The organism is Pricia antarctica (assembly GCF_900101815.1).
GTDB classification, from domain to species: domain Bacteria; phylum Bacteroidota; class Bacteroidia; order Flavobacteriales; family Flavobacteriaceae; genus Pricia; species Pricia antarctica.
In genome coordinates, this window is the sequence record NZ_FNAO01000006.1 from 316,028 (window position 1) to 330,977 (window position 14,950).

At 43.5% G+C, this 14,950-nt stretch carries 11 protein-coding genes; 3 read left to right on the plus strand and 8 right to left on the minus strand.

Annotation, left to right across the window (positions count from 1 at the left end):
- Positions 1–129: 129 nt before the first annotated feature.
- Complete coding sequence (gene carB, locus BLT07_RS13370) at positions 130–2,985, plus strand: carbamoyl-phosphate synthase large subunit (RefSeq protein WP_091869544.1); 2,856 nt, start codon at positions 130–132, stop codon at positions 2,983–2,985.
- Positions 2,986–3,081: 96 nt separating this feature from the next.
- Here the strand turns inward: carB and BLT07_RS13375 are convergent, their stop codons facing one another.
- The 5 genes from BLT07_RS13375 to gndA all read right to left on the minus strand — a co-directional run bounded on the left by BLT07_RS13375 (position 3,082) and on the right by gndA (position 9,622).
- A complete protein-coding gene (locus BLT07_RS13375; protein WP_091869547.1) occupies positions 3,082–4,710 on the minus strand; it encodes a long-chain fatty acid--CoA ligase in 1,629 nt (542 codons plus the stop codon).
- An 81-nt stretch (positions 4,711–4,791) separates the two neighbouring features.
- Positions 4,792–5,136 (minus strand): ribose-5-phosphate isomerase, encoded by a 345-nt coding sequence (locus tag BLT07_RS13380; RefSeq protein WP_091869550.1) that lies wholly within the window; start codon positions 5,134–5,136, stop codon positions 4,792–4,794.
- 21 nt (positions 5,137–5,157) lie between these two features.
- Positions 5,158–7,335: a tetratricopeptide repeat-containing hybrid sensor histidine kinase/response regulator gene (locus tag BLT07_RS13385; RefSeq protein WP_175455330.1), complete on the minus strand. Its 2,178-nt coding sequence runs from the start codon at positions 7,333–7,335 to the stop codon at positions 5,158–5,160.
- 266 nt (positions 7,336–7,601) lie between these two features.
- A complete protein-coding gene (locus tag BLT07_RS13390) occupies positions 7,602–8,162 on the minus strand; it encodes a DUF3124 domain-containing protein (protein WP_091869555.1) in 561 nt (186 codons plus the stop codon).
- Positions 8,163–8,209: 47 nt separating this feature from the next.
- Complete coding sequence (gndA, locus tag BLT07_RS13395) at positions 8,210–9,622, minus strand: NADP-dependent phosphogluconate dehydrogenase (RefSeq protein WP_091869558.1); 1,413 nt, start codon at positions 9,620–9,622, stop codon at positions 8,210–8,212.
- Positions 9,623–10,086: 464 nt separating this feature from the next.
- Here gndA and zwf point away from each other — a divergent pair, with 464 nt between their 5' ends.
- Positions 10,087–11,616: a glucose-6-phosphate dehydrogenase gene (zwf, locus tag BLT07_RS13400; protein ID WP_091869561.1), complete on the plus strand. Its 1,530-nt coding sequence runs from the start codon at positions 10,087–10,089 to the stop codon at positions 11,614–11,616.
- A 78-nt stretch (positions 11,617–11,694) separates the two neighbouring features.
- Complete coding sequence (gene pgl, locus BLT07_RS13405; protein WP_091869563.1) at positions 11,695–12,417, plus strand: 6-phosphogluconolactonase; 723 nt, start codon at positions 11,695–11,697, stop codon at positions 12,415–12,417.
- On the opposite strand, the gene BLT07_RS13410 is transcribed toward pgl, so the two are convergent.
- The 3 genes from BLT07_RS13410 to rmuC all read right to left on the minus strand — a co-directional run bounded on the left by BLT07_RS13410 (position 12,401) and on the right by rmuC (position 14,920).
- Positions 12,401–12,943 (minus strand): acyl-CoA thioesterase, encoded by a 543-nt coding sequence (locus BLT07_RS13410; RefSeq protein WP_091869566.1) that lies wholly within the window; start codon positions 12,941–12,943, stop codon positions 12,401–12,403. The genes pgl and BLT07_RS13410 overlap by 17 nt on opposite strands.
- A 112-nt stretch (positions 12,944–13,055) precedes the next feature.
- The gene (locus BLT07_RS13415; protein ID WP_091869568.1) at positions 13,056–13,421 is read right to left on the minus strand and encodes a 6-phosphogluconate dehydrogenase; all 366 of its coding nucleotides are present in this window, start codon (positions 13,419–13,421) and stop codon (positions 13,056–13,058) included.
- Between the two features lie 125 nt (positions 13,422–13,546).
- Complete coding sequence (gene rmuC, locus BLT07_RS13420; protein WP_091869570.1) at positions 13,547–14,920, minus strand: DNA recombination protein RmuC; 1,374 nt, start codon at positions 14,918–14,920, stop codon at positions 13,547–13,549.
- Positions 14,921–14,950: the final 30 nt, after the last annotated feature.

The window sequence follows — 14,950 nt, forward strand, 5'->3', positions numbered from 1 at the left end:
TTTAAAATATTAAGGTGTTACTTTTTTAAAGTAGCACCTTTTTTTTGCCTGCACTGGAATTTTTCCGGTGTTTATGCCTGACAAGATCCGATACCATTTCCGTAGAACCTTTTATACACCATGTAGCAAATGCCCAAAAGAGAAGATTTAAAATCGATATTGATTATAGGTTCAGGTCCCATTATCATTGGTCAGGCCTGTGAATTTGACTATGCAGGATCCCAGTCTTTGCGAAGCCTTCGCGAAGATGGTGTCGAAACGATACTGATAAACAGCAACCCGGCTACGATTATGACGGACCCGACCATGGCGGACCATGTCTATTTAAAGCCGTTGACCACGAAATCTATTGTTGAAATTTTAAAGGCACATCCACAGATAGACGCGGTTCTGCCAACGATGGGCGGACAGACTGCACTGAATTTGTGTATACAAGCGGACGAAAAAGGTATTTGGGAAGATTTCGGAGTAGAGATTATTGGAGTCGATATCGATGCCATTAATATTACGGAGGATAGGGAAAAATTCCGTGAGCTGATGTTGAAAATTGGAATAGGAATGGCGCCTCAAGCTACGGCCACTTCATTTTTAAAGGGAAAGGAAATTGCGCAAGAATTCGGATTTCCCTTGGTCATCAGGGCATCGTACACCTTGGGCGGCGACGGAGCTTCAATTGTCTATAAACCGGAAGAATTCGACGAAATGCTAAGCCGCGGCCTTGAGATATCACCCATTCACGAGGTAATGATCGATAAGGCTTTGATCGGATGGAAAGAATATGAACTGGAGCTACTTCGCGACAGAAATGACAATGTTGTGATTATCTGTGCCATTGAGAATATGGATCCAATGGGCATCCATACCGGTGATTCCATTACGGTCGCACCCGCGATGACCCTCTCCGATCGCACCTATCAAAAGATGCGGGATATGGCGATTCATATGATGCGCAGTATCGGAGATTTTGCCGGAGGATGTAATGTGCAGTTTGCCGTGAGTCCCGATGAAAATGAAGATATCATTGCCATCGAGATAAATCCCAGGGTTTCCCGATCTTCGGCCTTGGCTTCCAAGGCAACAGGATATCCGATTGCTAAGATTGCCTCAAAGCTGGCCATTGGCTATCATCTCGATGAGCTTGATAACCAGATTACCAAATCGACATCAGCCCTTTTTGAACCGGCTTTGGACTATGTCATCGTAAAAATCCCGCGATGGAATTTCGATAAGTTCGAAGGTTCCGATCGTACCTTGGGCCTTCAGATGAAATCCGTAGGAGAGGTCATGGGTATCGGCCGCTCGTTTCAGGAAGCTTTGCATAAGGCGACACAATCCCTTGAAATAAAAAGAAATGGCTTGGGTGCCGATGGCAAGGGATATAAAGATTACGACCAAATCATCAGCAAACTCACTATCCCTAGTTGGGACAGGGTCTTTGTCATTTACGATGCCATTCAATTGGGCATTCCGCTCAGCCGCATCCACGAAATTACTAAAATCGATATGTGGTTCTTGAAACAATATGAAGAACTGCATTATCTTGAAAAGGAAATATCAACTTATACCATCGCCACGATTACCCGTGAACTGATGTTGGAAGCCAAACAAAAGGGCTTTGCCGACCGTCAGATCGCACACATGCTCGATTGCTACGAAAGTGAAGTCCATAAAAAGCGTACGCTAGAGATGGATATCAATCGGGTCTATAAACTTGTGGATACCTGTGCGGCCGAGTTCAAGGCGATGACGCCTTATTACTATTCTACTTTTGAGGCAGAAATTGAAAAGCCCGACGGTACGCGATATGTTGAAAACGACAGTATCGTTACCGATAAGAAAAAAGTCGTGGTGCTCGGTTCCGGTCCAAACCGGATAGGGCAGGGCATAGAGTTCGATTATTGCTGTGTGCACGGAGTACTTGCCGCGGCGGAATGTGGCTATGAGACCATTATGATCAATTGTAACCCCGAAACAGTATCAACGGATTTCGATACGGCGGATAAACTTTACTTCGAACCCGTTTTCTGGGAACATATCTACGACATCATCCTGCACGAAAAACCGGAAGGCGTTATCGTACAGCTTGGGGGGCAGACCGCGTTAAAATTGGCCGAAAAACTGGACAAGTACGGTATCAAGATCATTGGCACCAGTTTTCAGTCCCTCGACCTTGCCGAAGACCGGGGCAGTTTTTCCGAACTGCTAAAAGCCAACGATATTCCCTTTCCCGAATTCGGGGTCGCGGAAACAGCGGACGAAGCCCTTGCGCTGGCCGATAAACTGGATTTTCCATTGTTAGTGCGACCTTCGTATGTATTGGGCGGCCAAGGCATGAAAATCGTCATCAATAAAACTGAACTCGAAGAACATGTTGTAGACCTACTGCGAAAAATTCCGAATAACAAACTCCTGCTCGATCATTATCTCGATGGAGCCATCGAGGCAGAGGCCGATGCCATCTGTGACGGGAAAGACGTCTACATCATCGGTATTATGGAACATATCGAACCCTGTGGAATACACTCCGGAGATTCGAATGCCACCTTGCCACCGTTCAACCTCGGGGAATTCGTGCTACAACAAATCAAGGATCACACCAATAAAATCGCCTTGGCACTCAACACGGTCGGTCTTATAAATATTCAGTTCGCTATCAAAGACGATATCGTTTATATCATCGAGGCCAACCCTAGGGCATCGCGAACCGTGCCCTTTATCGCAAAAGCCTATGGCGAACCTTACGTAAACTACGCCACCAAAGTGATGCTGGGCGAGAAAAAGGTAAAGGACTTTGATTTCAATCCCCAATTGGAAGGATTTGCTATCAAACAGCCCGTATTCTCGTTTAACAAATTCCCCAACGTAAACAAGAACCTAGGGCCTGAAATGAAGAGTACGGGAGAGAGTATCTTATTTATCGATAACTTAAAGGATGATCAATTCTATGACCTTTACGGTCGGCGGAAGATGTACTTATCGAAGTAACATTCTATCGCTTCTTGTCCTGTATAGTAAGAACGATCCACGAACGATCCATCATGTGGGTCTCTGGCTAGATGCGGGTTGCAGGTCTTTGTTTTTTCAAGTTAATTTACCCTCCCCATAAAGCCGTCTGATTTCTTTTTTGTCAAACTTGCCCACGCTGGTGCGGGGTACCTGTTCGATAAAGACATAGGTATCGGGAATCTGGTAGCTGACAAAATCATGAGCTAGGAATTTTTTCAGTTCGTCGTGCGATAAGGTCTCCTTTTTGTCCGCAAGAACGATGATTGCCAAAGGCCGTTCGGACCATTTTTTATCGGGAATGGCGATAACGGCAGCTTCCTTAATCTTGGGATGGGCCATTAATGCGGATTCCAAAGCTACACTCGAAATCCATTCGCCACCACTTTTGATCAGGTCTTTGGTGCGGTCGGTGATTTCCATGTAGCCGTTAGCGTCAATGGTACTTACATCCCCGGTTCTGAACCATCCGTCTTCAGTAAAATTCTCACGGTTGTGGGTCTTGAAATAAGAGCGGATTACCCAAGCGCCCCGTACTTGAAGTTCGCCCATAGTTTTCCCGTCTCTTGGGGCGACCGATCCGTCTTCCCCGACTATCCGCATTTCGATTCCGGGGAACTCGATACCTTGCTTCGCACGTACCTTGATTTTTTCATCCGGATTTAAATGTTCATGCATCGGCTGTAGTCTGCTGGCCGTGCCCAAAGGTGAGGTCTCTGTCATTCCCCAAGCATGTACGGCTTTAATTCCAAAATCTTTTTCAAAACCCTCGATCAGACTTCCGGTAAGTGCCGAACCGCCCACGATATATTCCTTAAGCATCAATTTCTTTTTCGGAGGATTTTTCTTCATTTCCTCGTATACGGCCATCCAGATGGTCGGAACGCCGTTGGCCTTGGTCACTTTTTCTTCTTGAAGTATTTTGATAATCGCTTGCGGACCAAGATTTGAGGATGGCATCACCATATCGGATCCACACAAAAGGCACATATACGGGAAACCCCAAGCCATTACGTGAAATTGGGGCACTATCAATAAAACAGTCTCCGAATTGCTATAGTTTCCCGCATTTGGGGAAAGGATGGTCAGCGCATGAAGGTAGGTCGAACGATGGGAATACAACACGCCTTTGGGCATGCCGGTCGTTCCGCTGGTATAGCACATGCCACTGGCATCGTTCTCGTTAAGTTCTGGCCATTTGAAAGTTTCGGATTGTCCTTTCATTAGGTCTTCGTAATGCAGGATATTGGGTAGGCTAGTGCTGAAACTTTCAGAGGCATTGATAACGATAAAATGTTCGACCGTTTCCAGTTTCGCACTGATTTTTTCCAATAGCGGCACTAAGGTCGCGTCAACAAAAATGACCTTATCCTCGGAATGGTTGATGATAAATTCCGTCTGTTGCGGTGATAGCCGAATGTTGATGGTATGGCAGACCGCTCCTATGGCCGGTATACCATAATAGAGTTCCACATGCTGGTAATGGTTCCAAGCGAAAGTGCCGACCATATCGCCCTTGGTAATACCCAACTTTTTGGTCAGGGCGTTGGCCAATTGCTTGGTACGTCTGTAGAGGTCTCCGTAACAGTATTCGTGGCGGGTGCCATCCGGTAAATGAGTGATCAGTTTTTTATGGGGAAAGGCGGAGTTACCATATTCCAATATCGTATTGGTGGTAAGCGGGTAGTGCATCATCAAACCTTCCATAAAGCGTTTTTAGGATGAATTATTGTGTTCGAATTTCTAAAGTTACGCTTTTTTTAAAATGGATTTCTGTTGAAACTTAAATCAGTTGAACCAAACTGCATAGCGTTTTCGGCGCAGCTCCAATGCCAAGGTCTCTTCCATTTTCAGGGCGTCCGCTCTTGAAAGAATAGGTTGAATATGGATGTAAAGACTAGGACGCAGATACGAACCGTATCTTTTCACGATAGAGGATGAGAGTTTATGTCCTTTTTTATTGATATAGCCCGTTTTATGCTGTTTAAAACGCTCTTTTGGGGTCTTACTGGTCATGCCGACATATAGGCATTCCAATACCCCATTAAACTGCGGGTTGGCTTCACGAAACCGCTTGTTTTCGGTATAGACTTTTTTGGAAAGTTCGATGACGTAGATGTGGTATGTTGGCATAAAACTAAAAACAATCTAACTTTACTTTTGTAAATCAATCCTTTCAGAGGGTAAATTCTTTAGGATAATATGTAAAAATTCCGAAACTTCATAGGGTTTGTGAATGATATCGCTGATGCCCGAGTTCAATATATCATTTCGCATCTCATCCAGCTCGACGGCGGTCAAGGCGATAATCGGAATTGTTTTGTCAATTTTTAGTATCATTTTTGCCGCTTCCATTCCGTTAATTTTCGGCATGTTGATATCCATTAATATCATGTCAAATTTTTGCGATCGGTTCATTTCTATGGCTTGTTGCCCGTCATCGGCCAGACTTGATCTAATGTGGTATCGTTTCAGGATTTTTTGTGTGATTTTTTGATTTATTCTATTATCGTCGACAATTAAAATATGTAAATCGGTATTGCTAAAGCGGTCCGCAAGACTAGACTTTGTGGCGCTATATTGATTTTTTTCTACCACCTCGTCCGTGTTTTTTTTGAGATTAAGCGAAAAACTAAACTCCGAGCCCTCTCCCGGATTACTTTCAAGTTGAATTTTACTTTTGTATAATTTCAATAGTTTTTTGACTATGGTCAACCCTAGGCCGGTTCCCTTATAATCATGGTTCGTATGTTCAATTTGTGAAAATTCTTCGAATACTGTTTTTTGCTTGTCCAGTGGTATACCGGGGCCATCGTCCTTTATCGTAAAACGGGTTTGATATAAGCCCTTGTTAGTGACTTTGAGAAGGTCTAAGGCTACCCAGATATTTCCGTCTTGATTGAATTTAGCGGCATTACCAATCAAGTTGATCACTATTTGCGATAGTCTTATGGGATCGCCGATTAAGGCATTGGGAATATTTTTATCAATCTTTAGATGTAGTTTATTGTTGTTTTTTTGTAAAATAAATTCAAAGGAACGAACGATATTCTGTATCAGAAAGTCAAGTTTGAATGGGTTTTGCGAAAGTTTTATCGCTTCGGCATCCATTTTACTGAGCAATAGCACATCGTTGACCAATGCCAACAAATAATCCGCAGAAAACTTTAGTGACTTCAGATCTTCTTCATACGCCTTTAATTTCTCGTCTTCCTTGAGAAGTGTTGAAATACCTATGACCCCATATAAAGGCGTGCGCAGTTCGTGACTTACCGTTGACAGAAATCTTGTCTTTATTTTCGAAAGTTTCTCTGCTTTTTCTTTGGCCAATACGAGTTCTTGATTTTTGGTTTTGAGTTGTCGTATATACTTCTTGCGTGTGTTGAAAAACAGGTAAAAACCCAAGAGGGCAAAAAGTAGAATAATTGTAGCCACAATTAGAATGGTGGTGAAGAACTTCGATTTCGAAACAAGCTCTTGGGAATATTGCTTTTCCTTAAGCGCTGCATTCAAGTCTTTTTGCGTTTGATTCAGATTAAATTTGGCCTTTGCCTTTTCCGTTTCCTCAATTTTTTCTTCGGTAAAAGCTTTTTGCTTGTAATGGTTGTATTTGTTCAGACTTTCGAAGGCGTTTTTGTAGTCTTTTGCTTTATGATATCCTATGGCAAGATGTTCATAGGTCTCTAAGGCTAAGTCTGTTAAAGAGTCTCTATCGGCCTCCTTTGCTACAGATTCCAGTTGAATTATTGCAGGTGTATACTCTTGCTTGGCCAAATAATACCTTCCAAAAAGTAATTCGACATAGCGTCTATCTAACGAAGCTACTTTTGTCGTATTACCTATGGATCTCGCTTTTTTTAATACAATGTACGCTTTGTCTACTTCGGCGTGGTCTAAATGCGTCCATGCCAAATTAATGTAGGTCAGATAGACTTGGCCCAGTTCATTGTTTTGTTCATTGATGGTAATACTTTCTTCAAAAAACCGGATTGCTTTTTGGTACGTTTGAGGTATGTCGGAGAATAGAATACCCAGATTTAAGGTACCCCAGGCAATAAGACTGTCCGACTTTGAAATTCTGGCTATCTCCAAAGCTTTTTCCGAATATATTCTGCCACGTAAGGTATCATCAAGTTCGGCGTAAACACCGCCAAGCATATCATATCCTAAAAATGTGGCGTAGGCGCTTTTATATTCCTTACCCTTTTTGATAAGTGTCGCACCGTACTTTATAACGTCTTTGTAATTATATGTCTCATAGGCCTCGTTCGATCGGGAAATAATCGACTGTAGGCTATCGATCTGATGCTCCAGTAATTCTTGGGATGTCACACGATTAGACAAAAGTAGAAGAAGGCAAATAATTATGGTAATTCGAAGAGTCATGAGGCCGATTGGGGATGCATTCGATTATAATTATCTAGCTTTCTTACATTGCTAAGATACTAATTTGCAGCATTTTTTGTAGGAATTTTTTGGAATAATGGCTTTCACTTTTCTGTTCTGAGCGTTTCTTTGCTGAAACCCGATCATCCTATAAAAAGTGTCTGTAGGTATCCCATACCCTACTTAAACTCTACAACAAAGTACATTGAAACTCAATTCTTATAAACTTCGACCCCATCGGCAGTAAAGGAGAACGCCTGCGCCCCAAGGCCCCCTACCATGACCGCTTGAAACAAGGGATGCAATGGTTTTCTTGAATACCAATCGATAAGAAAATTGGCGCCGCTGCCGCCAGCGTTATCCCGTTGTTCTATGACGTAATCGAGAGATTCCATAGGGCGGAGGTATATCGGCTGATCGATATAACTTCTTACCAAATCGCCTTCGGTATTATAGTAATCTATTTTACTAATAAAAAGACTGTCACCGATGCTGGTGTTGCGAATGCTCAAGGTTGCGGTAAGTAAGGTGCGAGAATCGCGGGTCTGGTTGTAGATGTCGGAATAGATGGGTACATAGACTTCGCGCATCAGCGAATCAACGAAAGCCTCTTTGACACGCCTATCTAAAGTATGTTCGTCCAACACATCTACCCGCTGATCTGCTGGGTTCGAATCTTTGCAGGAAATAGCACAAAATAAAAGGATCGACATGGAAACGGTCAAAGCGTTTTTTGCCAAAATAGCTGGACGTACGAAGTTAATAGCATTCATTTTTTAGAATTACCTGCTTGTGTTGGTGGGCTTGACACGAATTACCGCTACTTTGACTCCCATTCCGTATGGAAAATCCCTTCCTTGTCCAATCTTTCATAGGTATGTGATCCAAAATAATCCCGTTGCGCTTGAATTAGGTTTAAAGGCAATCGGGTAGTTGTGTAGGCATCAAAATAAATCAGGGAATTTGAAAGTCCCGGTAAGGGAATACCGTTTTTGGCACCAAAGGCGACCAGCTCACGGGCGGAAGCTACACTGCCCTGAACTTTGTCCACAAAATTTGGAGAAACCAATAGATTCGGAAGGTCTTTGTCTTTTTCGAAGGCTTCGGTAATATCGGCCAACAATGCAGCACGTATAATACAACCTGCACGCCAGATTTTGGCGATAACGGAAATATCAAGCTGATACCCGTACTCTTTTGAGGCTTCCGCCAATACATGCAGTCCTTGGGCATAAGTTACTATAAAGGAGAAATAGAGGGCTTCTTCAGCCAATTTTTCCAGTTTGGCCTTCTCCATGGTTGCTACTTTGGGCCTATCGTAGATTTTGTCCGCAGCCGTGCGTTCGGATTTTAAAGCGGAAATCTCGCGCATGTTCACCGCTATATCTATGGTTGGCACGGGAATACCTAAGTCCATCGCATTTTGGCTTGTCCATTTACCGGTACCTTTTTGCTTGGCCTTATCCAAAATTTTATCGATTAATCTTTCGTTACTTTCATCGTCCTCTTGTTTGAAGATTTGGGAGGTAATCTCTACTAAGAAGGACTGTAAACGGCCTTCGTTCCATTTTTTAAAGCTATTGTGTACCTCGTCGTTGTCGAAATCCCCGGCTTTTTTGAGAAGGTCATATATTTCGGAGGTGAGTTGCATGAGTCCGTATTCGATACCATTGTGGACCATTTTCACGTAGTTCCCAGCGGATTTTGGTCCTAGATACGCTACGCAAGGCTCCCCATCGTATTTCGCGGCGACGGCCTCAAAAATGGGTTTGATATGGGCGTAAGCGGATTTTGAACCTCCAGGCATAATGCTTGGCCCAAGACGGGCGCCTTTAGCTCCTCCGGAAACTCCGGCACCGAAAAAGTTGACCGCTCTTTTTTGAAGCTCCTCTTCCCGGCGATCGGTATCCGTAAAAAAGGAATTGCCACCATCGATTAGGATATCCCCACGATCGATATGCGGTAAAAGGCTTTCGATCACCGAATCCACAATTTTTCCCGCAGGGACTAAAAGCATTATTTTTCGGGGCTGTTTTAAGGCTTTTACAAAGGTTTTGATACTTGTGGAAGCATCAATCTTATGTGCTTTGTTTCCTTCATTTTTAAGGGCATTGACCTTTTCAACGTCGAGATCATGGCCGAAAGCGGAAAATCCGTTATCCGCCACGTTCAATATAAAATTACGTCCCATTACACCGAGACCTACCAATCCGAAATCGTATTTTTCTTCCATTAATAAATGTATTTGTCATTCCCGCCATGCGGCTCACCTAAGGAGAAACTCAGGCGGAAATCTGTTGAATTTTATCCCTAAGAGCATGTTTAAAAAACCTATTTGCTGAAAACCAGTATTTTGAGAAACCATGGCGTCAAATTAAATAAGTTCTGTATCCCGATATGCAACTGATTTAATGTATAGCCAGAACCTCAAACTGCTGATTGTCAGTTCGCCTTGTTTTAAACATGCGCTAAGTTTTTTATTTTATCACTTGGATTAATTTCATGTTGGGCATTTTTGCAAGCACCCGAAATAAACAACGTATGTGTTTTTTTATCCTCTAATTCAAGTTTTCATTTTAAGCATACTTCCTTCAAAAATAAACGAAAATATTGAGATGTAAGATTAACTTAGGGGAAACTCGTTGGTATTGGGCATTCTTTTCGATACTTTTAAGGTTCTAAATCTTATAATACACTATGAACAAGACAGAAAACCAAATGTTGGTCATATTCGGCGCCTCGGGAGACCTTACCGCTCGAAAACTGATACCTGCTATATTCGCTTTGGCCAGGGACGGTTATTTGCCTGAAAACTTTGTCGTTCTTGGCGCGAGCCGCAGCCCATGGTCGGACGAGGAGTTCAGAGAAAACGTGGTTACCGAGAGTAAGCATCTCAGAGAGAAAATTGACGAGAGTCAAAAGAAAATGATCACGGGGTTTGCCGACCGCTTGTTCTATCACGAGTTGAGCGATGATCAAGATTCCGATTATGGTCCCCTGAAAAAACGTATCGATAGCCTGAACAGTGAACATCATACCGACAGTAATTACATATTTTATCTTTCCACACCACCATCCGTTTATGGTCCGATTTCTAAGAATCTACACCAGCAGGGACTCCACAAAGAAGATGAGGGTTGGAGGCGTCTGATTGTGGAAAAACCTTTCGGATACAGCTTGGAAACTGCTAAAAAGTTGAACAAAAGTCTACACCAGTATTTTAAGGAACCCCAAATTTTCAGAATCGACCATTATTTAGGCAAGGAAACGGTACAGAATCTTTTGGTGACCCGTTTTGCGAATAGTATTTTCGAGCCGCTTTGGAACCGGAATTACATTCACCATATCGAAATTACCAACGCCGAGAGCGGGGGCGTCGAGAAACGTGGCGGTTATTATGATAAATCAGGGGCGTTGCGCGATATGTTCCAAAGCCATCTGATGCAGATAATCGCCTTTGTGATTATGGAACCACCGTTAAATTCGAATGCAGAACAGATACGTGACGAAAAATTAAAAGCGTTGAAATCTTTGCGGGTAATGACCGATCCCAAAGTACTCCATGACAATACTATACGGGCCCAATATATAAGTTCGGTTATCGATGGGGAAAAAGTAAAGGGATATCGGGAAGAAGCCGATGTCGATCCGGAATCAAAGACCGAAACCTATGCGGCCATTAAATTTTTTGTGGATAATTGGCGCTGGGCCGAGGTGCCCTTTTATGTGCGGACGGCCAAGCGGATGCCCACCAAGGTAACAGAGGTGGTCATTCATTTTAAGACCCCGCACCACCAGATCTTTAAGGATGCGGGGATGAGCAATAAGGATAATAAGTTGATCATTCGCATTCAGCCCGACGAAGGCATTCTCATCAAATTCGGCGTGAAAGTTCCCGGACAAGGCTTTAAGGTCGAACGGGCAAATCTTGATTTTTATTATTCCGGTCTGGCAGAAAACCATGTTATGGAAGCCTATGAACGTTTGCTTTTAGATGCCATGCAAGGCGATGCCACCCTTTATGCACGTGCCGATGAAGTGGAGGCCGCATGGGCGTTCGTCGATCCGATATTGGAGTATTGGAAGAATTCCGACGCCAAGGTGCACGGATATTCCGCCGGGGCATGGGGCCCTGAGAATGCCGATAGCCTCATAGACGGTGTCGGAATGTGGCGAAACCCCAGTGAGCAGTTGGCCGATGATCCTGGGTATTGTGTAATTTGCTAGTCAAGTACGAGTTCAAAAGAACGTATCCAATTCAAAAATGTAAACTGCCTGCCGATCGACAGATTCTAATCTATTATTATGCAATTGAAAATCTCAAGGACAAAACAGCAAACGGCCGAGGCATTTACGGATTGGCTTATACAGTTGATCGGTTCGCAGGATAGTCTGCACATTGCCCTATCCGGCGGTAGTACCCCAAAAATCGTGTTTGATGAACTGGCATCACGCCATCTTTCGAAAAACGACTGGCAGAAAGTACATTTATATTGGGGCGACGAGCGCTGCGTTTCTCCCGATGATCCCGAAAGCAATTATAAGATGACCGTAGAATATCTTTTGTCGAAAATCGAGATTCCCGAAGAAAACATCCACCGTATCAAGGGCGAGAACGATCCACGACAGGAAGCGGAACGTTATACGCAAGTTTTAAGGGAGAAACTCCCGATAATCGATGGCCTTCCACAATTCGACCTGATTATTTTAGGTATGGGCGATGACGGGCATACAGCCTCCATTTTCCCTTATGAAATCGGATTGTGGAATGCCGATCAGCTCTGCGAAGTTGCCGAACATCCGAATACGGGGCAGAAACGGATTACCATTACCGGTAGAATCATCAACCATGCAGATAATGTAGCTTTTTTGGTGACCGGGGAAAGTAAGGCGGAAAAGGTTGGGGAGATTGTCGATGAAAGAGGCGGTTATAAATCCTACCCCGCTAATTTGGTTCATCCCCTAAACGGAAATCTATTTTGGTTTTTGGACGAAGCTGCGGCTTCCGAAATTACAAGTCAATCTTAACATTTTCATCGATCAACCTTTTCAGGTGCTCTTTCATCTGGAATTGCGATTCATCGAATCGGGTATCCCTTGAGAAGGCTTCCTTTTTCCGTTGTTTGCTTCGCGCAAAACGCCGCACCGCCTGTTCGTTTTCCAGAATAAGTCCGGGTACAGGTACGCTTTTTCCCTCCTCATCTTTGGCTACCATCGTAAAATAAGAGGAATTGCAATGACGCTTGGTGCCTTCGGTGATGTTTTCGGAATCCACACGAACGCCTACTACCATTGAAGTTTTACCGGTATAATTGATAGATGCCCTAAGCGTAATTAGCTCACCCACCTCCACGGGACTTAAAAAGTCCACCCTATTTACCGATGCCGTTACGCAATAGCGCTGGGAATGTTTCGAAGCACAGGCGAAAGCGATTTGATCCATCAGATTCAATATGTGCCCCCCGTGTACCTTTCCGCCAAAATTAGAGTGGGAGGGAAGCATCAGTTCGGTTATCGATACGCGCGAATCGCTTGGGTTTTTGTAGTTTTTCATGGCTGCTGGTGGTCATTTAAAGGTTGGAAGATATAGGGTTTTTCGTTTTTTCGTCCACCGCATTTGGAACCTGCGGCAGGCAGACTATTTCGGAATTTATATATTCGAGATATTACTTTCTGAAATGTGGCGATTCTTCCTGTTCGACATTTGTCACAAAATATTTGGTATCGCCCAGCCAAAAGAAGGTGGCGTAACGTTCAATATAGTTCAGTTTTACGTATTGCCCTTGGTACTCCTGTAGTTTTTCGATGACCTCTTGATCTTTGTCCAACACGGAAAATGAAAATATCTGTGCCCCGGAGATACCTTGGCTAATCTCGCCTTCCCAGGTTTTGACAAGCATGCCTTTGTGGCTTATCTTAATGAGTTCGCCCGTTCGGATCCCATCGCTAAAGGTTACAAAATAGATGAAGGCGTAAATTAGGGCAAAAAGGACTGCGATACCGCCTAGGGTTATAATTACTGCTTTTTTCATGAGTTCTTGTTGTGGTCTGAATTAGGACTATTTAGGATTTTAGGACTACAGGATATTAAGAGCTTTACGTATTAGGACTTGGATTATTCGGAATTTCACTAGTTTGTTTACTGCAACGGCAACTGCTACTTCTCAATCTCATTCTCAATCTCAATCTCAATCTCAATCTCAATTTCTTCATTATCATCTTCCTCCGCCCGTTTCAATATACGTTCTGGAATGGACTTTTTAGCTTTCGCACCCATTTTTTTTAGTTTTTGGATACTGGAGACAATGTTACCACGGCCTTCCACCAACTTGTTCATGGCGCCTTCGTACTCCGATTTCGCATCGTCCATTTTCTTTCCGACTTTGGTGAGGTCGGTTACGAAACCTTCGAATTTATCGTAGAGGGCTCCCGCCTGCCGCGCGATTTCAAGGGCGTTGCGTTGTTGTTTTTCGTTATTCCACATGCTGTCTATGGTGCGCAAGGTCGCCAATAAGGTCGATGGTGTAACGATAACGATATTCTGCTCAAAAGCCCTGTTGTACAAAGAGTTGTCATTGTTTATAGCAACTGCAAACGCAGGTTCGATGGGAATGAACATCAATACGAAATCCGGACTCTCCATCGCATAGAGATCCTCGTATTTTTTGGCGGAAAGTTGGTCGACGTGATTTCTGAGAGATAGGATATGTTCTTTCAAGAATTTATCCCGAAACTCGTCCTCCGCGTTCACCATACGCTCGTAGGCGACCAAGGATACTTTTGAATCGACGACCATCTTTTTACCGTCCGGAAGATTGATGATCACATCGGGCAATACCCGTGAGCCATCCTCCCGTTGAAAACTTTGCTGCACGGAGTATTCGCGGTCTTTTTCCAGTCCCGATTTTTCGAGCACGCGCTCCAGCACCAATTCGCCCCAATTGCCCTGCATCTTACTATCCCCTTTAAGGGCCTTGGTCAGGTTTTCGGCCTCTTGGGTAATCTTTAGGTTTTGGGTTTGCAGGTTGAGCAGTTGCTCCCGTAACGCCTGATGGATACCATAACTTTCCTTTCTACTTTCCTCCACTTTTTTCTCGAATAGGAGAATCTTTTCATTGAGCGGCATCAAGATATTTTTGATATTCTTTTCATTACGCTCGGTAAACTTCAGACTTTTTTCTTCCAGTATCTTATTGGCCAGGTTTTCGAATTCCTTGGTAAACTTTTCCTGTAGTTTTTCCACTTCTTGTTTTTGCTCAAGGTTCTTTTCGTGTAGGTTCTCGAGATCGGCTTGATAACGTACAATCTGGTTGCCCAGCTGCTCTTTTTCAGCTTGTAGGTGGGTTTTGTGCGCTTCGGAATCGCTTAATCGTTGATTCAATACCGTGATATTGTTTTTCAATTGTTGTTCTCGTTCTTCGAGCGTGCCTTGAGTAGTTTTGGTTTTCAGGATTTGGATGTAGTTGCCCAGAATATAGCCTACGGCCAAACATATAAGACTTATTGGAAGGTATGTTAAATAGTCGTTCATTGGTGGTGAAAAGGTTTGGGATAAAGATAC